Source organism: Streptomyces sp. NBC_00322 (assembly GCF_036147535.1).
Taxonomy (GTDB): domain Bacteria; phylum Actinomycetota; class Actinomycetes; order Streptomycetales; family Streptomycetaceae; genus Streptomyces.
Genome location: NZ_CP108019.1, coordinates 3,154,699 through 3,178,732 on the forward strand (window position 1 = coordinate 3,154,699; position 24,034 = coordinate 3,178,732).

The 24,034-nt window shown below is 70.5% G+C and carries 18 protein-coding genes; 9 read left to right on the forward strand and 9 right to left on the reverse strand.

Annotated features, from left to right (window positions below; genetic code table 11):
- Positions 1 to 19: 19 nt before the first annotated feature.
- The 4 genes from OG905_RS14050 to OG905_RS14065 are packed head-to-tail and all read right to left on the reverse strand — an operon-like array spanning position 20 to position 4,350.
- Complete coding sequence (locus OG905_RS14050; RefSeq protein ID WP_443043938.1) at positions 20 to 682, reverse strand: GTP-binding protein; 663 nt, start codon at positions 680 to 682, stop codon at positions 20 to 22.
- Positions 663 to 1,034 carry a DUF742 domain-containing protein gene (locus OG905_RS14055; RefSeq protein WP_328682317.1) on the reverse strand — a complete coding sequence of 124 codons (372 nt, stop codon included), beginning with the start codon at positions 1,032 to 1,034 and terminating at the stop codon, positions 663 to 665. Before OG905_RS14055 ends, OG905_RS14050 begins: the two co-directional genes overlap by 20 nt.
- 32 nt (positions 1,035 to 1,066) lie before the next feature.
- Positions 1,067 to 1,552, reverse strand: a complete 486-nt coding sequence (locus tag OG905_RS14060) for a roadblock/LC7 domain-containing protein (protein ID WP_328668309.1) — start codon at positions 1,550 to 1,552, stop codon at positions 1,067 to 1,069.
- Entirely contained in the window at positions 1,549 to 4,350 is a 2,802-nt protein-coding gene (locus OG905_RS14065) for a sensor histidine kinase (protein WP_328668310.1), read from the reverse strand. Before OG905_RS14065 ends, OG905_RS14060 begins: the two co-directional genes overlap by 4 nt.
- Positions 4,351 to 4,714: 364 nt before the next feature.
- On the opposite strand from OG905_RS14065, the gene OG905_RS14070 reads away from it, so the two are divergent.
- A complete protein-coding gene (locus tag OG905_RS14070; protein ID WP_328682318.1) occupies positions 4,715 to 5,503 on the forward strand; it encodes a hypothetical protein in 789 nt (262 codons plus the stop codon).
- 170 nt (positions 5,504 to 5,673) lie between these two features.
- On the opposite strand, the gene OG905_RS14075 is transcribed toward OG905_RS14070, so the two are convergent.
- Positions 5,674 to 6,156 (reverse strand): MarR family winged helix-turn-helix transcriptional regulator, encoded by a 483-nt coding sequence (locus OG905_RS14075; protein ID WP_443043939.1) that lies wholly within the window; start codon positions 6,154 to 6,156, stop codon positions 5,674 to 5,676.
- 243 nt (positions 6,157 to 6,399) lie between these two features.
- Here OG905_RS14075 and OG905_RS14080 point away from each other — a divergent pair, with 243 nt between their 5' ends.
- A complete protein-coding gene (locus OG905_RS14080) occupies positions 6,400 to 7,224 on the forward strand; it encodes a lysozyme (RefSeq protein ID WP_328668312.1) in 825 nt (274 codons plus the stop codon).
- A 44-nt stretch (positions 7,225 to 7,268) separates the two neighbouring features.
- Here OG905_RS14080 and OG905_RS14085 read toward each other — a convergent pair whose 3' ends face one another.
- Together OG905_RS14085 and OG905_RS14090 are read right to left on the reverse strand one after the other, a co-directional pair.
- Positions 7,269 to 8,069, reverse strand: a complete 801-nt coding sequence (locus OG905_RS14085) for a pentapeptide repeat-containing protein (protein WP_328668313.1) — start codon at positions 8,067 to 8,069, stop codon at positions 7,269 to 7,271.
- Between the two features lie 82 nt (positions 8,070 to 8,151).
- Positions 8,152 to 10,935, reverse strand: a complete 2,784-nt coding sequence (locus tag OG905_RS14090) for a M4 family metallopeptidase (RefSeq protein ID WP_328668314.1) — start codon at positions 10,933 to 10,935, stop codon at positions 8,152 to 8,154.
- 207 nt (positions 10,936 to 11,142) lie between these two features.
- On the opposite strand from OG905_RS14090, the gene OG905_RS14095 reads away from it, so the two are divergent.
- Both OG905_RS14095 and OG905_RS14100 read left to right on the forward strand, forming a co-directional pair.
- Positions 11,143 to 12,156, forward strand: a complete 1,014-nt coding sequence (locus OG905_RS14095; RefSeq protein ID WP_328668315.1) for a helix-turn-helix domain-containing protein — start codon at positions 11,143 to 11,145, stop codon at positions 12,154 to 12,156.
- A gap of 26 nt (positions 12,157 to 12,182) precedes the next feature.
- On the forward strand, positions 12,183 to 13,058 hold the full coding sequence (locus OG905_RS14100) for a trypsin-like serine peptidase (RefSeq protein ID WP_328668316.1): 876 nt from the start codon (positions 12,183 to 12,185) through the stop codon (positions 13,056 to 13,058).
- Positions 13,059 to 13,114: 56 nt separating this feature from the next.
- On the opposite strand, the gene lon is transcribed toward OG905_RS14100, so the two are convergent.
- Positions 13,115 to 15,529, reverse strand: a complete 2,415-nt coding sequence (gene lon, locus OG905_RS14105) for an endopeptidase La (protein WP_328668317.1) — start codon at positions 15,527 to 15,529, stop codon at positions 13,115 to 13,117.
- A gap of 130 nt (positions 15,530 to 15,659) precedes the next feature.
- Between lon and OG905_RS14110 the strand changes: the two genes are divergently transcribed.
- Positions 15,660 to 16,175 carry a hypothetical protein gene (locus tag OG905_RS14110; RefSeq protein WP_328668318.1) on the forward strand — a complete coding sequence of 172 codons (516 nt, stop codon included), beginning with the start codon at positions 15,660 to 15,662 and terminating at the stop codon, positions 16,173 to 16,175.
- Here the strand turns inward: OG905_RS14110 and OG905_RS14115 are convergent.
- Positions 16,131 to 16,949 carry a rhomboid-like protein gene (locus OG905_RS14115; protein ID WP_328668319.1) on the reverse strand — a complete coding sequence of 273 codons (819 nt, stop codon included), beginning with the start codon at positions 16,947 to 16,949 and terminating at the stop codon, positions 16,131 to 16,133. The genes OG905_RS14110 and OG905_RS14115 overlap by 45 nt on opposite strands.
- Before the next feature lie 291 nt (positions 16,950 to 17,240).
- On the opposite strand from OG905_RS14115, the gene OG905_RS14120 reads away from it, so the two are divergent.
- The 4 genes from OG905_RS14120 to OG905_RS14135 all read left to right on the forward strand — a co-directional run bounded on the left by OG905_RS14120 (position 17,241) and on the right by OG905_RS14135 (position 24,027).
- Entirely contained in the window at positions 17,241 to 17,924 is a 684-nt protein-coding gene (locus OG905_RS14120; RefSeq protein ID WP_328668320.1) for a spermidine synthase, read from the forward strand.
- 91 nt (positions 17,925 to 18,015) lie between these two features.
- Positions 18,016 to 18,753: a response regulator transcription factor gene (locus tag OG905_RS14125; RefSeq protein ID WP_266487303.1), complete on the forward strand. Its 738-nt coding sequence runs from the start codon at positions 18,016 to 18,018 to the stop codon at positions 18,751 to 18,753.
- A 5-nt stretch (positions 18,754 to 18,758) separates the two neighbouring features.
- Positions 18,759 to 19,883 carry a HAMP domain-containing sensor histidine kinase gene (locus OG905_RS14130; protein ID WP_328682321.1) on the forward strand — a complete coding sequence of 375 codons (1,125 nt, stop codon included), beginning with the start codon at positions 18,759 to 18,761 and terminating at the stop codon, positions 19,881 to 19,883.
- Positions 19,884 to 20,172: 289 nt separating this feature from the next.
- On the forward strand, positions 20,173 to 24,027 hold the full coding sequence (locus OG905_RS14135) for a multifunctional oxoglutarate decarboxylase/oxoglutarate dehydrogenase thiamine pyrophosphate-binding subunit/dihydrolipoyllysine-residue succinyltransferase subunit (protein ID WP_328668321.1): 3,855 nt from the start codon (positions 20,173 to 20,175) through the stop codon (positions 24,025 to 24,027).
- Positions 24,028 to 24,034: the final 7 nt, after the last annotated feature.

The following is a 24,034-nucleotide window of genomic DNA, read 5'->3' on the forward strand; positions in this document are numbered from 1 at the left end:
GGGGTTCTCCGTTGTGTAGCTACTGGGGGGTGGCTTCGAGGGCGTGGGCGACCAGTGTGAGCAGCGACTCGACCACCGTGATCCGGCTGCGTGCGTCCATGATCACCACGGGTACGTGGGGCGGAACCGTCAGGGCCTCCCGCACGTCCTCGGCCTCGAACCGCTCCGTGCCCTCGAAGTGGTTGACGGCGACGATGTACGGCAGAGCGCTGCTCTCGAAGTAGTCGAGCGCCGGGAAGCAGTCCGGCAGCCTGCGGGTGTCGGCCAGCACGACCGCGCCGATCGCGCCGCGCACCAGGTCGTCCCACATGAACCAGAAGCGCTGCTGTCCCGGTGTGCCGAAGACGTACAGCACCAGATCGTCGTCGAGCGTGATCCGGCCGAAGTCCATGGCGACGGTGGTGGTGAGCTTGTCGGGCGTCGCGGTGAGATCGTCGCTCTCCTCGCTCGCCTGCGTCATCAGCGCCTCGGTCTTGAGCGGCGTGATCTCGGAGACCGCTCCGACGAAGGTCGTCTTGCCCACGCCGAAACCGCCCGCGACCACGATCTTGGTCGCGGTGGGGGCCCGGGTGGGGTCCAACTGCCAGGCCTGCAGCTCCTCTTCGGGCTGCGGGTCGGGCGGGGCCGGCAGGGTGCCCGAGCTCGGGTCGGGGGCGAGCGTGTCAGAGGCGGCGGAGTCCACTCAGCACCCTTTCGAGCAGCGCGCGGTCGGGCTGGCCGGAGCCGTGCCCGGTCCCGAACACGCGGATCCTTCCCTGGTCGGCCAGATCACTGAGCAGCACCCGGACCACACCCAGCGGCATCTTCAGCAGCGCCGATATCTCCGCGACGGTACGCATACGACGGCACAGCTCGACGATGGCCCGCAGCTCGGGCATGACGCGCGAGGAGCCCCTGGGGAGTTCCCGGCGCTCGGCCGGTGCTTCGAGCGCGGCCACGAAGGTCTCGACGAGCAGCACATGACCGAAGCGGGTGCGGCCGCCGGTGAGCGAGTAGGGGCGGACCCGGGCCGGGCGGCGGCCGTCGCCACGCATGGGGAGCCTGCGGGCCGGTTCGGCGGCGGACGTCACTGGGCGCTCTCCTCCATCGATGTGCGCAGCTCGCTGCGGAGTTCGGGGGTGAGGACGTGTCCGGCGCGGCCGACGAAGAGCGCCATGTGGTACGCGACGACGGACATGTCGCAGTCGGGTGTGGCATGCACGCCGAGCAGTGAGCCGTCGCTGATCGACATCACGAAGACGCTGCCCTCCTCCATGGCGACCATCGTCTGCTTGACGGCGCCGCCGTCCATCAGCCGTGCGGCGCCGATGGTGAGGCTGCCGATGCCTGAGACGATGGTGGCGAGGTCGGCGCTGGAGCCCTTGGGTCCTTCCGGGCGCTCGGTGGTGGCCGCCGCGGCGTTGTGGGCGGGGTCGGAGGAGAGCAGCAGCAGCCCGTCGGACGAGACGACGGCGACCGAGCGCACCCCTGGCACCTCCTCCACGAGATTGCTCAGCAACCAGTGCAGATTGCGGGCTTCACTGCTCAGGCCGAATGTCCCGGTCGCAGTCAACTGCGTGCCTCCTCGACTGTGTCCCCCGCTTCTTCTGTTGTTGTACGTGCGCCAGTTGCAGGTGTGCCTTCTGTCTGCTGTGTGATCTCCGCCTCGGCGTCGCGGCGGCCTTCGTTGGCGCCCTGCTGGAAGCCGCCGAGGCGGCGGCGCAGGGCGTCGGCGTCGATGCCGCCGGTGCGTCCGGTGGGCGCGGCGGCGGGTTTGACGATCTTGGGGGAACGCTTGGGCAGGCCCTTGTCCGTGACGCGTTCCCAGGCGGGCTGCGCGGGCTCGAACTCCACGCCCTCGGGCTCCACGCCCTCGGGCTCCACGGCCTCGGGCTCGGGTGTTGCCTCCGGCTGCGGTTCAGCTTCGGGCTCCGGCTCCGGCTCCGGCTCCGGCTCCGGCTCCGGCTCCGGCTCCGGCTCCGGCTCCGGCTCCGGTTCGGCCTCCGGCTCCGGCTCCGGCTGCGGGTCCGGCAGGCGCATCGCGAATGTCGTTTCATCGATGCCGTCGGCCGCGTCGATCCCCTCGGCCTTGTCGCCGTCCGCCGCTAGCTCGTGAGCGTCCGGCTCCGCCTCGCGGATCGCCTGCTCTGCGGCCGCTACCAGGGGGTCGATACGCCGCGAACTGCCGGGCAGGGCGTTGGAGTTGGCCTCCGCCACCGATCCGGGCAGATGCAGCGCAGGCGCGGACCCTGCCATGGTCACCGTGGGCGACGCGGGCGCCGGCGGGCCTGTCGGCAGCAGCGCCTGCGCGATGACGACGACCGCGGCGATCCCGCCGCCCTTCTGCTCGCGCAGCTGGACCCGTACGCCATGACGCGCCGCCAGGAGCGCGGCCACCCGCAGCCCGAGGCCCTCGCCGTCCCGGCCCGTCCGCGTCTGATACGCCTGCGGGTCCTCAAGGCGGGCGTTGAGCTCGGCGATCCGCCCGGCGGTCATCCCTATGCCGCTGTCCTGTACGGAGAGCATCACCTCGCCGCTCTCCAGCAGCCAGCCCGACAGCTCGACCTGGGCGTCCGGCGGCGAGAAGGAGGTGGCGTTCTCCAGGAGTTCGGCGACCAGATGACTGAGGTCGTCGGCGGCGAATCCGGCGACCTGGGCGTGCGGCGGCAGCGACTGGATGACGACCCGTTCGTACCGCTCGATCTCGCTGACGGCCGCCCGCAGTACGTCGACGAGCGGGACGGGTCCGGGATGGCCGTGGCTGTGCTCGGCGCCCGCGAGGACCAGCAGGTTCTCGCTGTGGCGGCGCATGACGGTCGCCATGTGGTCGAGCTTGAAGAGGGTCGCGAGCCGCTCGGGGTCCTGCTCGCGCTCCTCCAGCTTCTCGATGACGCCGAGCTGACGCTCGACGAGGCCGAGGGTGCGCAGCGAGAGGTTGACGAAGGTGTGCTGGACGGTGTGCCGCAGGCGTTCGAGCTCGGCGGTCAGCAGATCGGTCTGCTCCTTGAGCTCGGCGCGTCCCGTGGCGAGTTCGGCGGCGAGCGTGTCGCGGGCGCCGGCCAGGTCGCCGCGGTCGCTGTCGAGGCGTTCGGCGCGTACTCCTAGGTCCCGCACCCTGCCGTGCAGGGTGTTCAGGGAGCGTACGACCTGCGCGAACTCGTCGTTGCGACCGGTGAAGCGGACCGGCTCCTCGACCTCGGGGGCGGCGGCGATGCGGGCCGCGCCGATCCGCAGGACGGCGAGCGGGCGGGTGAGCGTACGGGCCACGGCTGCACAGACTCCGATGGCGACGATCACCAGGCCGCCGAGAAGCGCGACCCGGATCTCCAGTGCGGTGACATCGTCGTCGCGCAGCTGCTCGAAGCGCTCGATCCGCTCGGCGGCAAGCGTCGACTCGACGCCGCGCATCTGCTCGATACGGGCGGTGAGCGAGGTTTCGAGCTTCTCGCGGTTGGACTTGCGGTCGGCCTTCGAGAGCTCGGGCTGGTCGGTCAGCCGGGCGAGGTAGATCTCGGCGGTCTTGACCTCGGCCCCGGTGACGGTGGCGGCCAGCGAGTCGCGGGCGTCCTTGTCGGCGGCCCGGTCGAAGTCGGCGAGCGCGGCGAGTTCACGCATCCGGGACTGCTGTGCGGCGGCGCTCAGCGCGTTGCGCGCGGGGTCCGCGGCGTCGTCGTCCTCGCCCTCCACGGGCAGTCCGGTGACCGGGTCGAAGCCCGGGTTGCTCTGCTTGGCGGGCAGGGCCAGCGCGGCCAGCAGCAGCCCGCGGGTCGCGGAGGCCTGCTCGACGGCGAGGCCGAGCTCGGCGGGGGCCCGGGTGCCGTTGGCCGCCCGCGGAGGGGTCTTCTCGGCCAGTTCGTCGGCCAGGGCGTGCAGGCTCGCGATGACGGCCGTGTACGCCCGGTGGGCCTCCATCGCCGTGCCCTTGCCGGTCAGCGCGGTGCGGCGGACGGAGGGGACGACGGACAGATCGCGGCCCAGATCGGCGTGGTCGTCGGGGATGCTGCCGCGGATCTCGTCGATCTGCCGGTCGACGCGGGCGCTCAACCCGGCGGAGACCGCGCGCCGGGCGGCCTTGTCGCCCTTCTGGTCCGCGCGGCCCGCGGCGATGTACGCGGTGACCTCGTCGCGCTCGTCGGCGAGGGAGTGGGCCAGGGTGACGGCCTGGCGGTCGAGTCCGGCGAGGGTGACCAGGCGCTGGGACTCGGTGAGTTCGGCGGAGGTGGCGAGGATGCCGGGGGTGCCCGCGGCGACCACCACGATGGTGACGGCGGCGACGCCGGCGACGAGGCGGTTGCGCACGCGCTTGGCGCGACCGCGCTCGGCGGGCTCGGGCGAGGGGTCCTGCGTCCGGGACGGCCGCTTGTTCTGCACCGGTGCTCGCAATCTTGCTTGACTCGTCCACCCATGAAGCAGAGATGACGACCGGTCACACGTGAGAGCCCCACCCCTGGTATGGCTTACGACCATTCCAGCGCCTTTGGGAGGGAGGCGCGCATCGGCCGCTCCGCCACCCGAAGGAGTGAACATCACTGAGGAGTTGACAAACAACTCGCCCCGGCCACGGATACGGCGGCGCGCGGGGTCCGGCTGGATCTTCCGGCCGGGCTTTGGCAGGATGCGCGCCCGCAGCTGCCCCAGGCCGCGCCGCCGCGGGTCCGGGACCCTTCTGACCTGCTGATACGAGCCATTTGCGGTGTCGTGGGGGCATCGTGAAGGAGTCATGCAGACTGGGGTCATGCGTATCGAACTGGCTAGCGCACCCGGCACCCCCGAGCGGCTCAACGAGGACTGGGCATCCGTGGCCCTGCCTGCCTCGGGCCAGGGCGGAACGATCGTGGTACTGGACGGTGTGACGCCTCCGGCGGGCGAGGACGGATGTGTGCACGGTGTGCCGTGGTTCACCGCCAGGCTCGGCGGCGCGCTGATCGAACTGTCCGGTTCACGGCGGGATATGACCCTGGCCAAAATTCTCGCCGAGGCAATCCGGCGCACCGCCGACTCCCACCGCGACACCTGTGACCTTTCTCACGTGCGTACGCCTCAGGCGACGGTGGTCCTGGTGCGCTGGGGCGGCTCGGCGGACGCCGTGGAGCATCTGGTCCTCTCCGACTCGACGCTGCTGCTGGAGTCGCCGAACGGAGAGGTGCGCCCGGTGCTGGACGACCGCATCGACCGCCTGCCCCGCGAACTGCTGCGCACACACGCCACGGCGGACGCACTGCGCAACGCGGAGGGCGGCTTCTTCACGGCGGCGGCGGACCCGGCGGTGTCGGCGCGCGCGGTGACGGGCGCGACGCCCCGGTCCGGGGTCCGCGCCGTGGCGGCGCTCACCGACGGAGCCTCACGCTGGGTCGACATGTTCGGCGAGGGCGACTGGGCCGACTGCATGGCCCTGCTCCGCAAGGAGGGCCCGCAGGGCCTGATCGACCGGGTCAGGTCGATGGAGACGTCGGCGCAGGAGCGGGGTGAGGTGATCCGCTGGAAGCTCCGCGACGACGCGACGGCGGTCTTCGCCGAGCTCTGACGCGTTCGGGGCTTCGCCCCGGACCCCGTATGCGACCTTCGGTCGCATGTCCTCAAACGCCGGACGGGCTGCAATGTGCGGCAGGGCCGCACATCCAGCCTCGTAGGATCCCCCCGGACGAAGTCTGGGGGAGGGCGGCGCGGGGGCAACGCCCGCCGCAGGCGGACCGTTCAGCTCCCCGCTCGCGCGTTCAGCTGATGCAGCAGCCGCGCCAGCTCCGCGATCTCCCCCCGGTCCCACCCCGCCAGCTTGCTCACGTACCGGTCCCGCCTCGCGTCCCTCACTCGGCGGAAGCGGAGCCGACCTTCTTCGGTGAGCCGGACGAGTGAAGCCCGGCCGTCCGCCGGATCCGGTTCGCGGGTCACCAGGCCGAGCTCGTCCAGCGCGCGCAGCTGACGGCTCATCGTCGCCTTGCCGACGCCGAAGTACGCCGCGAGTTCGGTCGCCCGCTGCTGCCCGGCTTCTTCCAGCCGGACGAGCAGCCCGTACGCGGCGGGCTCCAGCTCGGGGTGGACCTCGCGGGCCATCTCGCCCGAGGACGCCCGGGCCCGGCGCAGAAAGACCGCCAACTCCCTTTCCAGAGCAAGGAATTCGCGGTCCACACCATTCCCGCCCTTCGAGTTCGCTTCACTCCCCGTACCGCTTTCGTGCACGTCAGCACCCCTCGCGCGCTTTCCGGATTCTGAAAGTTTCTTCCGGCGCATCCCATCGCCGCAGCTCGGCCAGTATTTCGCAGGCGTAGACCAACGGCAGCCCCCTGCCCCCCTTCCACAAGGGGTTCCACGTGCCTAACTTCATTGCTGACATGTCCACACCATATGGTCCCCGCCACAGATTTCCGCCACGGCATGTCGACAGATCGCCAGATCCCCCACCGAGGTCTTCGGAGGCACGCTATGCCCGTGCACAGATCCCGAAAGACCGGCCGGTCGCATCTCGCGGCAGCCGGCATCCTCCTCGCAGTCCTGTCCCTTCTCCTCACGCTGCCCGGCGCGGCAAACGCCGATGACGTACCCCCGCGCGGCTCCGCCCACCTGGGCATGGGGGTCATCGCCCACGACGGCCAGGGAGGGCTCCCCCGTGACACCCGGGTGGTGCAGACGGAAGGCGTCGACGTCTCCAGTCACCAGGGCAACGTCGACTGGCCCCGCCTGTGGAACAGCGGTGTGAAGTGGGCCTACGTCAAAGCCACCGAGGGCACCTACTACAAGAACCCGTACTTCGGGCAGCAGTACACCGGCTCGTACAACGTCGGGATGATCCGCGGTGCCTACCACTTCGCCACCCCCGACACCGCCACCGGCGCCGCGCAGGCCGACTACTTCGTGAACAACGGCGGCGGCTGGTCCCGCGACGGCAGGACCCTGCCGGGCGCGCTCGACATCGAATGGAACCCGTACGGCGCCGCGTGCTTCGGCAAGACGCAGTCCGGGATGGTCACCTGGATCCGCGACTTCCTGAGCCGCTACAAGGCCCGCACCGGGCGCGACGCGGTGATCTACACCGCGACCAGCTGGTGGACCCAGTGCACCGGCAACTACAGCGGCTTCGGCGCGAGCAACCCGCTGTGGATCGCGCGCTACAACACCACACCCGGCACGCTCCCGGCCGGCTGGGTCTACCAGACGATGTGGCAGTACACCTCGTCAGGACCGATCGTCGGCGACCACGACAAGTTCAACGGAGCGCTGGACCGCGTCGTGGCTCTCGCGAACGGCTGAGCAGAGCGTGACAGCCCGTCCCGCGCACTTTCGCGACCCCTGGGTCACGACCAGTGCGCAGGGCGGGTCAGCGCGGGCGGCAGCTTGGTCGCCGCGTCGCCCTTCGCCGCGTTGAGCTGCGGTTGCGTAAGGAAGAAGCTCCCCGTCAGATCCGCGCCCGCCAGGTCCGCGTCCCGCAGGTCCGCCCCGATGAGGTCCGCGAGACGCAGATCGGCGCCCGTGAGGTCGGCCGCGATGAGATACGCGCCCCGCAGATTGGCGCCACGGAGGTCGGCGCCACGGAGCCTCGCCCCGATCAGGTCGGCCCCTCGGCGGTCCTTCTTCTTGCGTCCGGCTTCGGCCCGCACCAGTTCGCTCGTACGGAGCAGCAGCACGTTCACGTCCTGCCGGTGCGCCGCCACATCGAGCTTTTCCAGCGCGTCGGGGGCAAGACCGGTCAGGCGCTCGGTCCCCTCCAGCAGCCGGCGGATCTCGCCGTGCAGCGCGCGAGCCGGCCGCAGCTTCAGCGCCTCGGTCAGGTACCAGAGCAGTTCGTGCAGCTGCCGTACGACAGGGAACACCGCGAACATCTGCTGCGCGGTGTCCGGCGCCTGCCGCCAGTCCGTGCCGCCGAAGGTGACCTGGGAGACCTGCTGCCCGGCGCCGAAGCAGTCGTAGACCGTGCAGCCGGGAAAGCCGCTCTGCCGCAGCCGGGTGTGGATGCCGCAGCGGAAGTCCGTGCGCAGATTGGGGCAGGGCTTTCCGGCGTCCTTGTTGATCGCGAAGTCCGCCGACTTGGCGAACGGCAGCGCGGCGCAGCACAGCCCGAAGCAGCTCCCGCAGTCGGCCTGCAGGGGGTTTTCCATGGGTCCATTGTGAACGACCGCGAAGGACCCCCGGCGCACGGGCGCCGGGGGTCCGTCTCTCATCGGGGCCGGGGCCGGAGTCTCAGCCGCACAGGCCCGCGGGGCGTTCGCGGGTGACCAGGTCGGTCCAGCCCGTCGTGCCGTCGATCCAGATCACCTGGCGGCCGGTGACCGCGGCCGGGGAGATCTGTTCGCCGCGGTTGCAGGAGACCCGCTCCTGGCGCGATCCGTCGGTGGTCAGCTGCCAGAGTTTCGGCAGTGACTCGTTGCGGAACGCCGTGTCGGGCAGTGCGCTGTTCACGGTGACCGCGTCGTCCGAGGCCGTGAGGTCGAACGGCATCAGAGCGCTCGGCTTGTACTCGGAGCTGATGTCCACCGTGTCCTTGCCGTCCAGGCCCGAGCGGCGGATCCCCATCTGGCCCTGGTCGTTCAGGTTCTCGTCCACCAGCCAGAAGGCGTGCGTGGCGTTGATTCCGGTCTGGCCGAGGATCTGCGGTTCGCCGAGCTGCTCCGCGAGGGCGGCCTTGCCGGTCTTGAGGTCGAAGACCTCGACGCCCAGCTTGTAGTCCTCGGGGGTCGGATACAGCTTGGCGTAGGCGAGCCTGCCGTTCTTGATCGCCGGGAGGGCGGTCAGGGTCTCGAAGCCGCCGCCGTCGACGAAGGTGGGCTCACGGTCGCCGGGGCGCAGATAGCCGACGTGCCGGTCGCCGAAGATGCCGAAGCTCTCGAAGACGACGACGCCGTTCTCGACGCGCAGGCCGCCGATGTCGGTGGACGAGGTGTACAGCTTCTTGATCGGTCCGCCCGTGAGGGGGCGGGAGAGGATGTCGAGGCTGGTCGGGCCGTACGCCACCCAGACGACCGTCTTGCCGTCGGTCGCCGGATAGACGTGGTAGCGGCCGTCGTTGGGGCTGATCAGCTTCGGGGCGCCCTTGCCGTCCGTACGGCCCGCGTACACGGAGTACGGCTCCGAGCCGTCGTCGTTGGACTGCGAGGCGGTCCACCAGCCGCCGCCCGCCTGGGCTCCGGTGCCCCCGGTGTTGACCTTGCCGAGCAGCTGGTCGGAGTCGACGCCGAGCGCGTCCTCCCAGCCCGGGACGATGCCGTGGGCGTTGAAGGAGCGCTTGACGGCGGTGAGCTGCTTCGCGGTGACGCCGAGGTCCTTCGCGGCTGCGAGTACCGCGTTGCGGCCGTCGGTGAAGCCGTCGAGCGGAGTCATGTACTCGGACAGCGCCTTGTACACGATGCTGTCGGCGAGCTGCCCGCCCACGTCCTGGCGCAGGTCCCACAGCGCGCCGGAGAAGACGGTGGAGTTGAGGTGCACCCCGCCGTTGTCGGTGCCGAAGGTGACGCCGAGGAAGTTCTTCGAGGTGGTCGCGCCGTCGTTGAGGTCGCGGAAGGCGCAGGCCCGCGGCTTCGTCGCACGGCACAGGTCCTCGCCGATGAGACCGGCGTCCGGGTCGTCCATGGAGACTCCGGATGCGGCGGTGTCGATCGCGTTGCCGAAGTAGTCGGCGAGCGCCTCGTTCAGCGCGCCGGACTGTCCGGCGTAGACGAGGTTGGCGGTGTTCTCGACGACGCCGTGCGTCATCTCGTGGCCCACCACGTCGAGGTCGGCGGAGAGCGGCTTGTAGTCCTCGTCGCCGCTGCCGTAGACCATCTTCTGGCCGTCCCAGAAGGCGTTGACGTACGGCGTGCCGAACTCGGTCACGCCGACCAGGGAGTTGATGGTCATGCCGCGGCCGTCGAGGCTGTCGCGGCCGTGGTTCTGCTTGTAGTAGTCGTAGACCTTGCCGGCCGCCCAGTGCGCGTCGACCGCTCCGGAATCGGTGGCGTCCTTGCCGAAGTCCTTCTCCGGGTGGCTGAACTCCTTCAGCCCGCCGGGCCAGGTTCCGGCCACCTCACTGACATCGCGGTCGCGGGCGTCCCAGGTGGTGAGGGTGTTCTTGGTGGAGCCCGCCATCCGCGTGGAGTCGATCATCAGGTACTTGTTCGCGGCGGTGTCGAGCTGGAGGTCGAGGTCGACCTTGGCCTTGTCGAGCTTGACGCCGCTGCCCTTGACCCCGGCGGCCGGGTCGGCCTCGGCCGCGCGGGCCCCCGCCGGGGCGGCCTTCGCGGTGGCGCCGGACGCGGCGGTCCCCTTCGCGGTCAGCGTCTTGATGCCGCTGAACTGCAGCACCGGGTAGCCGGCGCGGGCGTCGATGTAGACCTGCTGGAGCACCGGTTCGCCGGTGGTGGGGTTCGTGCCGCGTACGGTCACGTGGTGGGCGAGGATGCCCTCGCCGCGCGGGATCACGACGAGGCCGCCCGCGCTGCCGGTGAGGGCCGCCGCCTTCGCGGACTTGGCGCCCTTGCCGCGTATCGCGTCGGCCTTGCTGAGCGTCTTGCCGCCGAGGCGTGCGGCGGTGGCCGCGACCGCGCGGCGTACCGCGGTGTCCTTGGTGACGCTCGCCTTGGTGCCGGTCTTCAGACCCGTGAAGTACTTGCCGGAGGTGCCGGTGACGACGCGCTTGCCGCCCTTGGACTCCATCCGTACGACGTACTCGCCGCCGAACACCGGTATGCCGTGGTGCTTCTGCTGAAGCCGCACGGTCTCTTCCGCGCCATTTTTGACGGTCCCCATCGGCGCGAGGTCGCGCCGCGCGTCGGCGATCTTGTAGCGGCTCTCCTTGGCGGCGAGATGGCCGCGGGCCGCGTCCGCCGGGCTTGCCTTGGCGTCCGCCGCCTCCCTGATTCCGTCGACGAGCGACGGGGTGGCCGTCTCGGCCCCCGGAAGGACGTCGGCGGGCGGTGCGGTGGCCGGCGGGGCGGCCGCCTGGGCCGGTACCGCCGTCAGCAACAGCCCGGCCGCGCCGAGCAGTGCCACGAGACCGGTCCCCCTGGAAATACCCGATCTCTGTGTGCTTGTCCTGGCCTTGCGCACAGTACGTACCCCTCCCACGTGCTGGTCAAGCCGTAAAGGTGGTCATGGCCATGCAACCCGCGGGACGCCAACCGATCAATGTGGCGGGCATGTTGACAAGTGGACACGCACACTTGTGTGGCCCGTGAAGAGGGAGTGAGAATCCGACGCATGAGCGAGGGGGAACTGCACACCCTCGGCCTGGGGGAGGCCGAGGAACGCATCTACGAGGCACTGCTCAAGGAACGGGCCACCGGGGCCGAGGAGTTGGCGCGCCTGCTGGGCCTGCCACGCGACCGCATCGACCGGGCGCTCGGCCATCTGGTCGAGCACGGCCTCGCGTTGCCGGCCGACGGGGACGCGCTGCCGCATCCGGCGGCGCCGGACGCCGCGATCCGTACGCTCATCCACCGCCGCCAGGCCGAACTGCACTTACGCTCGGCCGAGTTGGAACGATTACGGATGACCGCGGACCGGCTGGCGGGCCGCCTGATGTCGGGGGCGACCGGCGCACCCGAGCGTGGCATCGAGGTGGTGACGGGGCCGCGGGCCATCGGCGAACGGGCGGAGTATCTGCTGGCCACGGCGGAGCGGGAGGTCGCCATCCTGGACCGGTCGCCGTACGGGAAGGGGCCACGCGGGGACGGCGGTTCACGCGCGCCGGCCCTGGACATCGAGGGGCTCCTGGACCGCGGGGTGGAGGTGCGGACCGTCCTGGACCGGGACGGACTCGCCTGTCCCGGCCGGATGGGCTCGGTGACCGGCCTCGTCGAACAGGGCCTGCGGGCACGGGTGGCGGCGGCGGTGCCCACCGAACTGATCACCGTGGACCGGCGGATCACCCTGCTTCCGCCGGCCGACCCGGCGGACCCGAGGGCATCCGCCCTGGTGATCGGCGACGCGTTGCTGCGCAACGCGCTGATGCCGCTGTTCGAGACGGTGTGGGACAGGGCCACACCGCTCGGCGGGTCGGGCGGGGCGTGCGACGACGCGGCGCTCGCGAAGGCGCAGAAGGAGCTACTGGGTCTGCTCGCGGCGGGCCTCAAGGACGAGGCGATCGCCCGCCGCCTGGGCGTCCATGTGCACACGGCGCGCAGAAGGATCAGCCGTCTGCTGGAGACGCTCGGCGCCGAGACCCGCTTCCAGGCCGGGGCGCAGGCCACGTTGCGGGGCTGGCTGGACTGACGGCCGCAAACAGGCAAGATGGCCGGATGAAGTGGATCGCTCGGGGGTGTCTTTTGGATCAGGCCGGAACAGTGCGCGGGGTCTGGCGAAAGACACCCGCCGGCCCGAAGAGGCTGCTGAGGTGGCCCGCTATAGCCCTGCTCGCCGCCACGACGGCGTGCGGCGGTCCGGTTTCGGCCGCGCCCGACGCGGGGGACGCGTCCCCCTTGCCGCCGCCGCCCGAGCCACAGTCCTCGGCGACTGCTTTCGCGGGCCTGTCCTCGGCCGGCGTACTGCTCGACAAGGACGGCGAGCACTTCTGCTCCGCGAGCGTCGTCGACAGCCCCAAGGGCAATGTCATCGCCACCGCCGCGCACTGTGTCTTCGAGTACGGCAGCTATATGGAGAACGTCACCTTCGCCCCCAGCTTCAGCGGCGCGGGTGCGGGCAAGACGCCGTACGGACGGTGGAAGGTCCGCGCCATCCAGGTGGACGCCCGCTGGCGCGCCGACACCGAGGACTCCGACACCGTGGACTACGCCTTCGTGACGCTGGAGCCGGACGCCAAGGGCCGCAACGTCCAGGACGTCGTGGGCGGAACGCCCGTCGACTGGACCGCGGTGCCGGCCCGCCGGGTCACGGTCGTCGGCTACCCCAACCCCGACCACAATCCGGACAACCGCCCGATCGCCTGCACCACCGACACCGAGCCGGATCCCGAACTGGCCGGATCCGTACGGATGGACTGCTCCGGTTTCTGGGACGGCACGAGCGGCGGTCCCTGGCTCGCGGGCTACCGGGACCCGAAGCATCCGGGCCGCCTCATCGGGGTGACCAGCGGCGGCGACACGGACAGTGTGTCAACGGCGGTCCGCTTCAACGCGAACGCGCGCAAGCTGTACGACAAGGCCGCGAAGCAGTAGCGCAGAGCCGCGGGGGGAAGGTCAAAGACCTTCCCCCCGCGGCTCGCCGATCGTGGTCAGGCCGCGGCCTGCACCGGCACATCCGCCGGTGAGAGCGCGATCTCCAGCACCTGGAGCACATCCGTGACCGGGTGCACGTCCAGCTTCTCGAGGACCTCCGCCGGGACGTCGTCCAGGTCCGCCTCGTTCCGCTTGGGGATCACGACCGTCGTGATGCCCGCCCGGTGCGCGGCGAGCAGCTTCTGCTTCAGACCGCCGATCGGCAGGACCCGCCCGGTCAGCGACACCTCACCCGTCATCGCCACATCCGTACGCACCAGGCGTCCGGACAGCAGCGACGCGAGCGCCGTCGTCATCGTGATGCCCGCGCTCGGCCCGTCCTTGGGGACTGCGCCCGCCGGGAAGTGGATGTGCATGCCCCGGTCCTTGAGGTCGGCGACCGGAAGCTCCAGCTCCGCGCCGTGCGAGCGCAGGAAGCTCAGCGCGATCTGCGCGGACTCCTTCATCACGTCGCCGAGTTGTCCGGTCAGCGTCAGCCCCGCCGCGCCCGTCTCCGGGTCGGCGAGAGAGGCCTCGACGAACAGGACGTCGCCACCCGCGCCGGTGACGGCGAGGCCGGTGGCCACGCCCGGTACGGCCGTACGGCGCTCGGCCGGGTCCTGCGCGGACTCGGGCACATGGTGCGGCCGCCCGATCAGGCCGCGCAGCTGCTCGGCGCCGACCGTGAACGGCAGTTCCTGGTCGCCCATTTCGTGCTGGGCCGCCACCTTGCGCAGCAGCCGGGCCACCGATCGCTCCAGGTTCCGCACGCCCGCCTCACGGGTGTACTCGCCCGCGAGCCTGCGCAGCGCCGACTCCTCGATGATCACCTCGCCGGGCTCCAGGCCAGCCCGCTCCAGCTGGCGCGGCAGCAGGTGGTCCCGGGCGATGACGACCTTCTCGTCCTCGGTGTAGCCGTCGAGCCTGACCAGCTCCATCCGGTCGAGCAGGGCCTCCGGGATCGCCTCCAGCACATTGGCCGTGGCCAGGAAGACGACATCGCTCAGGTCGAGTTCGACCTCCAGGTAGTGATCGCGGAAGGTGTGGTTCTGCGCCGGGTCCAGGACTTCGAGCAGGGCGGCCGCGGGGTCGCCGCGGAAGTCCGAGCCGACCTTGTCGATCTCGTCGAGCAGGACGACCGGGTTCATCGAACCGGCCTCCTTGATCGCCCGGACGATCCGGCCGGGCAGGGCGCCGACGTAGGTGCGCCGGTGGCCGCGGATCTCCGCCTCGTCCCGTACGCCGCCGAGCGCGACCCGTACGAACTTGCGTCCCATGGCGTGTGCCACGGACTCGCCGAGGGATGTCTTTCCCACGCCGGGCGGGCCGACGAGCGCCAGAACCGCGCCCCCGCGCCGCCCGCCGACCACGCCCAGCCCCCGGTCGGCGCGTCGCTTGCGCACCGCCAGGTACTCGGTGATCCGTTCCTTCACGTCCTGCAGACCCGAGTGCTCGGCGTCCAGGACCGCCTTGGCGCCCTGGATGTCGTACCCGGCCGCGCTGTCATCAGTTCTTTCGTTCCAGGGCAGTTCGAGGACGGTGTCGAGCCAGGTGCGGATCCAGGAACCCTCGGGGCTCTGGTCACTGGAACGCTCCAGCTTCTCGACCTCCTTGAGGGCGGCATCGCGCACCTTCTCGGGGAGGTCGGCGGCCTCGACACGGGCCCGGTAGTCGTCGGACTCGTCCTCGCCGCCCTCGCCGCCCAGCTCGCGCAGCTCCTTGCGCACGGCTTCGAGCTGGCGGCGCAGCAGGAACTCGCGCTGCTGCTTGTCGACGCCTTCCTGGACGTCCTTGGCGATGGACTCGGCGACGTCCTGCTCGGCGAGGTGCTCGCGCAGCTGCTGGGTGGCGAGCTTGAGGCGGGCCACCGGCTCGGCGGTCTCGAGGAGTTCGATCTTCTGGGCGGTGGTCAGGAAGGGTGAGTAGCCGGAGTTGTCGGCGAGCTGCGAGACGTCGTCGATCTGCTGGACGCGGTCGACGACCTGCCAGGCGCCGCGCTTCTTCAGCCAGTCGGTGGCAAGTGCCTTGTACTCCTTGACCAGCTCGATGACCGAGCCGGGCAGCGGGTCGGGCACGGTCTCCTCGACGCGGGAGCCCTCGACCCAGAGCGCGGCGCCCGGGCCCGTGGTCCCCGCGCCGATGTTCACCCGGCCGCGGCCGCGGATGAGCGCGCCGGGGTCGCCGTCCGAGAGCCGGCCGACCTGCTCGACGGTCCCGAGCACGCCGGTCGCTGCGTACGTCCCGTCGACGCGTGGAACAAGCAGCACGGTCGGCTTGCTTGCACCACTGGAACGCGCGGCGGCCTGAGCGGCCTCCACCGCGGCTCGTACGTCGTTGTCGGACAGGTCGAGCGGCACCACCATTCCGGGCAGCACGACCTCGTCGTCGAGCGGCAGCACAGGCAGCGTGAGCGGTGTGGACGTCGAAGCCATGATCTCCCCTTAGGCAGTCAAGTTGAGCTGTATGGACTCAATGCAGGAAGCCGCGGAGTTGTTCCCCAGGGGGCGTTCGCTCTCAGCGATCAGCTCTCGCGCCCGGTAGCCGGAGGGATGGACTAGGCGCATGCGGAGTTCAGCCATTACCGCCGCCAGGGGCTCGATGGGCCGGCAGCGGTGGATGAGATGGAGCGGATGCGGGGCCGCCGGGGTGCTGCTGGGTGTCCTGCTGGCGGCGGGGTGCGCGTCCGGCGAGGGCGGGGACGGTGGCGGGGATTCAACCCGCGCGGGGTCCTCTGCGCCCACGACGCCCGCCGTCGCGCGGCCGCTCGTCCACGTGACCGTCACCGGTGGCATCGCCGGCGTACGCAACGACCTTCTCGTCCGGGACGACGGCACCTACACCACGTCCACAAAAACCGGCCCCAAGGGCTCCGGCAGGATGACGCCCGCCGAGCTGGCCGAGCTGCGGCGGGCTCTGGAGAAGGCCGACTTCGCGCGGCTTCCCGGTGAGGCCACCGGCAGTCCCGTCGCGGACGGGTTCACCTACCGGATCAGGTACGCAGGCCATACCGTCACCACGGACGAGACGATGCGACTACCCGCCCTGCGGGACGTATTCGCCGCGCTGCCCGACGACTGACGGGCGCACCCACGCACGCCCTCGCGACCAGCGGCGTACGGCGGGCCAGCAGGCGATACCGGCCAGCAGCGCGAGCGGGTGGCCCCAGTTGGTGAGCGGGTCCGCGAAGGCCAGCAGGTCCTGGACCTGCATCAGGACGACGAAGCCGAGCAGCGTCCCGCGCTGGATGGGGCCGAGCAGTCCGGCGAGGGCGCCGATGCTCGCCATCAGGCCGAAGCTGATGCCGTAGTCGAGGCGGTGCAGCGACGTGGCGGGCAGATGCCCGGCCATGACGGAGACCGCCACGGGTATCTCGGTGGCCAGGGTCGCCCCGACATGGCCCAGCAGGAACACCCCCGCGGTGCGGCGGCCGCCGATGCGGCGCTCCAGCGCGGTGAGGGTGAAGAGGAAGGCGACGGCGTACGGAGACGCCAGGCCCCCCGCGACCCAGAGGGCGCTGGCTCCCAGAACAAGGAGCGGGGTGTGGGCCAAATGGGCGACATCGGTACTGGATCCATGGAGCAGCGAGGAGACGGTCGCCGGGTCGCCGTACTCCACGAAGAGCGAGGTGGCGATCAGGACGAGCGCATAGCCGAAGGTGAACGGTGTCCCGGTCGGCGTGGGCAGCAGCCGCAGCGCTCGGCGCCACAGGGGCCGTCGTACACAGGGGGCGTGCGTCTGGGCTGGTGGGGGCGCGAGTGCGGGTGCCGCCGCCCGCGTCACCGTGCGCTGGGCCGGAATACCGCCCAGCAGCTCCTGGCCCGTGGCCGGGTCGCGCGTCGAAAGCTGGTTCACGCGTGAGGCCCCTCTCGTCCAAGCCCGAACGAACCCCCACCCAACGCGATCACCATGACCCCCGTCTATGACCTGCGCCACACGAGGCAACCTTCGCGCCACCTCGAGCGTCGTGTGCACGCCACACTCCGCCGACCAGCTGTGAGTCCACTGTGGATCAGCTGTGAATCCACCGGGAAGCGATTGTGGAACGGCCGGAGCCAGGCCGGCCTAAACCATTTGTCCCGCTCGCCCCACCCCGGCACCATGGCCACCGACACGTGTCCGCCCCGTCGCCAGGAGGTCACCGCCATGCCGCTTCATGCCGACGCACCCGTCACCCTCGACCGCCGTGAGGGGCCCCACGGGGAGGTCGTACTGCGGCAGCGCGGCGGGCACCACGAGATCATCGCCAACGGGTGCTTCCTCATGGACACCTCCGACGGCCGCTCCGAGCGTCTTCTCGTCGACGCCGCCTACGACGCGCTGGCCGCCATGGGCCGCACCGCCCCCTCCCTCCTCATCGGCGGACTCGGCGTCGGCTTCTCTCTCGCCCGCGCCGCGGCCAACCCCCACTGGCGACGTATCGCCGTCGTCGAGCGCGAACAGGCGATCATCGACTGGCACCGATCGGGACCGCTCGCGCGGATCTCCGGCGACGCGCTCGCCGACCCCCGCAGCGTGATCCTGCACACGGACCTCGTCACCCATTTGGGCACGACCACGGACCGCTACGACGCACTTTGTCTGGACATCGACAATGGGCCCGACTGGACCGTCACCGACGACAACGGAAATCTCTACTCACCGGCCGGACTCGCCGCCTGCCAGGGGCGGTTGGAGCCCGGCGGCGTGCTCGCCGTCTGGTCTGCCAAGCCCTCCCCCGCATTTGAGGACGCATTGCGGAATGCCGGATTCACCGGGGTAAGAACCGAAGAGATCCGGGTTGCCCGAGGAGTACCCGACGTGGTCCATCTCGCTGTTCGCCCTGCGTAGCCGGGACGCGGTCGATGCCCTTACGCTGCTGACCTACACACGGGATCTACACCGGCATGCAGCTCGCGAGAACGCGTACAGGGGCGGGGCCATGGAGCAGACACACACCACGCACAACGGCGTCGCGGCCACACCCGGCGCCCAGCGCCGCGTGCTGGTCGTCGAGGACGACTCGACGATCGTCGATGCCATCGCCGCCCGTCTGCGGGCCGAGGGCTTCCTCGTCCAGACGGCCGTGGACGGACCGGCCGCCGTCGACGCGGCCGAGGCCTGGCAGCCCGATCTGATGGTGCTCGACGTGATGCTGCCGGGCTTCGACGGCCTGGAGGTCTGCCGCCGGGTCCAGGCCCAGCGCCCGGTCCCCGTGCTGATGCTCACGGCGCGCGACGACGAGACGGACATGCTCGTCGGCCTCGGTGTCGGCGCCGACGACTACATGACCAAGCCGTTCTCGATGCGGGAGCTCGCGGCACGCGTGCACGTGCTGCTGCGCCGCGTCGAGCGCGCCGCACTCGCCGCCGTGACGCCGCGCAGCGGCATCCTTCGCCTCGGCGAGCTGGAGATCGACCACGCCCAGCGCCGGGTCCGGGTGCGCAGCGAGGACGTGCACCTCACCCCGACCGAGTTCGACCTGCTGGTCTGCCTGGCGAACACCCCCCGCGCCGTCCTCTCCCGCGAGCAGCTGCTCGCCGAGGTGTGGGACTGGGCCGACGCGTCCGGCACCCGGACCGTCGACAGCCACATCAAGGCCCTGCGCCGCAAGATCGGCGCCGAGCGCATCCGTACGGTCCACGGCGTCGGCTACGCGCTGGAGACGCCGGCGCCATGAGCGCCATGAGACGGCGGCGGCCCTGGGACGGGCTGCCCGCTCGCCAGGGCTGGCGGAACTGGCTGCGTTCGGTCTCCATCTCGATCTCGATCAAGACCAAGCTGGGCACGCTCGTCGTCGTCTCGGTCTTCATCACCACCGGCCTGCTGCTGGTCGCCCTGCGCACCGAGACCGAGCTGCGCTTCATCACCGTCTTCTCGGTGATCGCCACGCTGCTGATCACCCAGTTCGTGGCGCACGGCCTGACCGCCCCGCTGGACGAGATGAACACGGTCGCCAAGGGCATATCGCACGGCGACTACACCCGCCGCGTGCGCGGCGCGGACCGCCGCGACGAGCTCGGCGACCTCGCGTCCACGATCAATCGCATGGCCGACGATCTGGAGGCCGTGGACCAGCACCGCAAGGAGCTGGTGGCCAACGTCTCGCACGAGCTGCGCACCCCGATCGCCGCGCTGCGCGCCGTGCTGGAGAACGTCGTCGACGGGGTCTCGGCCGCCGACCCGGAGACGATGCGTACGGCGCTGAAGCAGACGGAGCGCCTGGGCCGCCTGGTCGAGACGCTGCTGGATCTGTCCCGGCTCGACAACGGCGTCGTACCGCTGCGGGCCCGCCGATTCGAGGTGTGGCCCTACCTGTCCGGGGTGCTGAAGGAGGCCAATCTGGCCGCCGCCCAGCGCGGTCTCACCTCGGGGTCCGGCCACCACACCCGTACCGACGTCCATCTGCACCTGGACGTGTCGCCGCCGGAGCTGACCGCGCACGCGGACGCGGAGCGGCTCCACCAGGTGGTGGCCAATCTGATCGACAACGCGGTCAAGCACTCGCCGCCGCACGGCCGTGTGACCGTACGGGCCCGGCGCGGCCCGCTGCCGGAGTCCCTCGACCTGGAAGTGGTCGACGAGGGCCCCGGCATCCCGGAACAGGAGCGCCACCGGGTCTTCGAGCGGTTCAACCGGGGCAGCGTCACGGCCCCGCACGGCAAGGGCAGCGACGGCGGTACGGGCCTGGGCCTCGCGATCGCGCGCTGGGCCGTCGATCTGCACGGCGGACGCATCGGGGTGGCCGAATCGTCCCGCGGCTGCCGCATTCTCGTGACCCTTCCGGGGATCCCCTCGGCACGCGGTTGACGTAGGGTTCGAACCGGAAGCGCGCATTCTGCGTGTACGTGGTGAGGGCACGGCCGAAATGCGGCCGGTACGCCGTCCTGGGTGCGAGGCAGTGGGTCGCAGCCGCGGTGAGTCGTACCCGCGGAAAACGGAACCGAGCTAGTTTCCCGCCATTCCTTGCCCCGAAACCCGCCGATCGGTGTGACTTGCGCGACGATGACCCGCCCGGCCTGCACCTCTCGGCCAGGGAGGCGTAGCCTTTATTTCCGCTGTCCATCACCTTGTGAAGCGGAAGAGGGCGGTTGCCGCCGTGTCGTCTCAGTCCCCCAGTAACTCGAGCATCTCGACCGACCAAGGCGGGCAGGGTAAGAACCCTGCCGCCGCGTTCGGCCCCAATGAGTGGCTCGTCGACGAGATCTACCAGCAGTACCTCCAGGACCCGAATTCGGTCGACCGTGCCTGGTGGGACTTCTTCGCCGACTACAAGCCGGGCGGCGCGGGTGCTGCCGCCGCAGGGGCGAAGCCGGTCGACGGGGCCCCTGCCACGGATGCCCCGGCCGCCGCGCAGTCCGGCGCCGTAGCCGCGGGGGCTACGGGTGCCACCGCAGCGGCACCGACCGCGGCCCCCGCCCCGGCGGCCGCGAAGCCCGTCGCCGCACCTGCGCAGGCCGCGCCCGCCGCACCGGCGAAGCCCGCGGCTCAGGCCCCGGCCGCCCCCGCGGCGGCGAAGCCCGCCGCGGCTCCCGCCGCCCCCAAGCCGGCGGCTGCCGCCGACAAGGCAGCTGAGCCGGCCCCGGCGGGCCCGGAGTACGTGCCCCTGCGCGGCCCCGCCGCCGCCGTCGCGAAGAACATGAACGCCTCGCTGGAGATGCCCACGGCCACGTCCGTGCGCGCCGTGCCGGTGAAGCTGCTCTTCGACAACCGCATCGTCATCAACAACCACCTCAAGCGCGCCCGCGGCGGGAAGGTCTCCTTCACGCACCTCATCGGGTACGCGATGGTGCAGGCCATCAAGGCCATGCCGTCGATGAACTGGTCGTACGCGGAGAAGGACGGCAAGCCGGCCCTCGTCAAGCCGGAGCACGTCAACTTCGGCCTGGCCATCGACCTGGTGAAGCCCAACGGCGACCGCCAGCTGGTCGTCGCGGGCATCAAGAAGGCCGAGACGCTGAACTTCTTCGAGTTCTGGCAGGCCTACGAGGACATCGTCCGGCGCGCCCGCAACAACAAGCTGACGATGGACGACTTCACCGGCGTCACCGTCTCGCTGACCAACCCCGGCGGGCTGGGCACCGTCCACTCCGTGCCGCGTCTGATGCCCGGACAGTCGGTCATCATGGGCGTCGGCTCCATGGACTACCCGGCGGAGTTCCAGGGCACCTCCCAGGACACGCTGAACAAGCTGGGCATCGCCAAGGTGATGACCCTCACCAGCACGTACGACCACCGGGTCATCCAGGGCGCCGCCTCCGGCGAGTTCCTGCGGATCGTCGCCAATTTCCTCCTCGGCGAGGACGGCTTCTACGACGACATCTTCGAGGCGCTGCGCATCCCCTACGAGCCGGTCCGCTGGCTCAAGGACATCGACGCCAGCCACGACGACGACGTCACCAAGGCGGCCCGCGTCTTCGAGCTGATCCACTCCTACCGGGTCCGCGGCCATGTCATGGCCGACACCGACCCGCTGGAGTACCGCCAGCGCAAGCACCCCGACCTGGACATCACCGAGCACGGACTCACGCTGTGGGACCTGGAGCGCGAGTTCGCCGTCGGCGGCTTCTCCGGCAAGTCCCTGATGAAGCTGCGCGACGTGCTGGGCGTGCTGCGCGACTCGTACTGCCGCACCACCGGCATCGAGTTCATGCACATCCAGGACCCGAAGCAGCGCAAGTGGATCCAGGACCGGGTGGAGCGCGGGCACACCAAGCCCGAGCGCGAGGAGCAGCTGCGGATCCTGCGCCGTCTCAACGCCGCGGAGGCCTTCGAGACCTTCCTGCAGACCAAGTACGTCGGTCAGAAGCGGTTCTCGCTGGAGGGCGGCGAGTCCGTCATTCCGCTGCTCGACGCGGTCATCGACTCGGCCGCCGAGTCGCGCCTCGACGAGGTCGTCATCGGCATGGCCCACCGCGGCCGCCTGAACGTCCTGGCGAACATCGTCGGCAAGTCGTACGCGCAGATCTTCCGGGAGTTCGAGGGCAACCTCGACCCGAAGTCGATGCACGGCTCCGGCGACGTGAAGTACCACCTGGGCGCCGAGGGCACCTTCACCGGTCTCGACGGCGAGCAGATCAAGGTCTCGCTGGTCGCCAACCCCTCGCACCTGGAGGCGGTCGACCCGGTTCTCGAGGGTGTCGCCCGCGCCAAGCAGGACGTCATCAACAAGGGCGGCACGGACTTCACGGTGCTGCCCGTCGCCCTGCACGGTGACGCGGCCTTCGCCGGCCAGGGTGTCGTCGCCGAGACGCTGAACATGTCGCAGCTGCGCGGCTACCGCACCGGCGGCACGGTCCACATCGTCATCAACAACCAGGTCGGCTTCACCGCCGCCCCGGAGTCCTCGCGTTCGTCCATGTACGCGACCGACGTGGCCCGCATGATCGAGGCGCCGATCTTCCATGTGAACGGCGACGACCCGGAGGCCGTGGTCCGCGTGGCGCGGCTCGCCTTCGAGTTCCGCCAGACGTTCAACAAGGACGTCGTGATCGACCTCATCTGCTACCGCCGCCGCGGTCACAACGAGGGCGACAACCCGCAGTTCACCAACCCGCAGATGTACAACCTGATCGACAAGAAGCGCTCGGTGCGCAAGCTCTACACCGAGTCGCTCATCGGTCGCGGGGACATCACGCTGGAAGAGGCGGAGCAGGCGCTCCAGGACTTCCAGGGCCAGCTGGAGAAGGTCTTCGCGGAGGTCCGCGAGGCCACCAGCCACCCGGCCCCGGCCCATGTCCCGGACGCGCAGGCCGAGTTCCCGGTGTCCGTCACCACCGCGGTCTCCCAGGAGGTCGTGAAGCGGATCGCCGAGTCCCAGGTCAACATCCCCGACCGGATCACGGTCCACCCGCGTCTCATGCCGCAGATGCAGCGCCGTGCGGCCTCGGTAGAGGACGGCACGATCGACTGGGGCATGGGGGAGACGCTCGCCATCGGCTCGCTGCTGATGGAGGGCACCACGGTCCGGCTGTCCGGCCAGGACACCCGCCGCGGCACCTTCGGCCAGCGCCACGCGGTGCTGGTGGACCAGGAGACCGGCGAGGACTACACCCCGCTGCTGTACCTCTCCGAGGACCAGGCCCGCTACAACGTCTACGACTCGCTGCTGAGCGAGTACGCGGCGATGGGCTTCGAGTACGGCTACTCCCTGGCCCGCCCGGACGCACTGGTCATGTGGGAGGCGCAGTTCGGTGACTTCGTCAACGGCGCGCAGACCGTCGTGGACGAGTTCATCTCCTCGGCCGAGCAGAAGTGGGGCCAGACCTCCGGCGTCACGCTGCTGCTGCCGCACGGCTACGAGGGCCAGGGCCCGGACCACAGCTCCGCCCGTCCTGAGCGCTTCCTGCAGATGTGCGCGCAGAACAACATGACGGTCGCGATGCCGACCCTGCCGTCGAACTACTTCCACCTGCTGCGCTGGCAGGTCCACAACCCGCACCACAAGCCGCTGATCGTCTTCACGCCGAAGTCGATGCTGCGTCTGAAGGCCGCGGCGTCGAAGGCGGAGGAGTTCGTCAACGGCGGCTTCCGCCCGGTGATCGGCGACGACTCGGTCGACCCGAACGCGGTCCGCAAGGTCGTCTTCTGCACCGGCAAGGTCTACTACGACCTGGACGCCGAGCGAATCAAGCGCGGCAACACGGACACCGCGATCATCCGCCTCGAGCGCCTGTACCCGCTGCCGGGTGCCGAGCTCCAGGCGGAGATCGCCAAGTTCCCGAACGCCGAGAAGTACCTGTGGACGCAGGAGGAGCCGGCGAACCAGGGTGCGTGGCCGTTCATCGCGCTCAACCTGATCGACCACCTGGACCTGGCAGTCGGTGCGGACGTCCCGCACGGCGAGCGCCTGCGCCGCATCTCGCGTCCGCACGGCTCGTCCCCGGCGGTCGGTTCGGCCAAGCGTCACCAGGCGGAGCAGCAGCAGCTGCTCAACGAGGTCTTCGAGGCCTGACCGGCCG

What these genes read in the sequence shown, in the direction of transcription:
- OG905_RS14080 (WP_328668312.1), top strand. Translation starts at nt 6,400, where the DNA reads ATGCCCGTGCACAGATCCCGAAAGACCGGCCGGTCGCATCTCGCGGCA.
- OG905_RS14125 (WP_266487303.1), top strand. Translation starts at nt 18,016, where the DNA reads ATGGAGCAGACACACACCACGCACAACGGCGTCGCGGCCACACCCGGC.
- lon (WP_328668317.1), bottom strand. Translation starts at nt 15,529, where the DNA reads ATGGCTTCGACGTCCACACCGCTCACGCTGCCTGTGCTGCCGCTCGAC.
- OG905_RS14055 (WP_328682317.1), bottom strand. Translation starts at nt 1,034, where the DNA reads ATGCGTGGCGACGGCCGCCGCCCGGCCCGGGTCCGCCCCTACTCGCTC.
- OG905_RS14095 (WP_328668315.1), top strand. Translation starts at nt 11,143, where the DNA reads ATGAGCGAGGGGGAACTGCACACCCTCGGCCTGGGGGAGGCCGAGGAA.
- OG905_RS14130 (WP_328682321.1), top strand. Translation starts at nt 18,759, where the DNA reads ATGAGACGGCGGCGGCCCTGGGACGGGCTGCCCGCTCGCCAGGGCTGG.
- OG905_RS14100 (WP_328668316.1), top strand. Translation starts at nt 12,183, where the DNA reads ATGAAGTGGATCGCTCGGGGGTGTCTTTTGGATCAGGCCGGAACAGTG.
- OG905_RS14120 (WP_328668320.1), top strand. Translation starts at nt 17,241, where the DNA reads ATGCCGCTTCATGCCGACGCACCCGTCACCCTCGACCGCCGTGAGGGG.
- OG905_RS14070 (WP_328682318.1), top strand. Translation starts at nt 4,715, where the DNA reads ATGCGTATCGAACTGGCTAGCGCACCCGGCACCCCCGAGCGGCTCAAC.
- OG905_RS14110 (WP_328668318.1), top strand. Translation starts at nt 15,660, where the DNA reads ATGCGGAGTTCAGCCATTACCGCCGCCAGGGGCTCGATGGGCCGGCAG.
- OG905_RS14085 (WP_328668313.1), bottom strand. Translation starts at nt 8,069, where the DNA reads ATGGAAAACCCCCTGCAGGCCGACTGCGGGAGCTGCTTCGGGCTGTGC.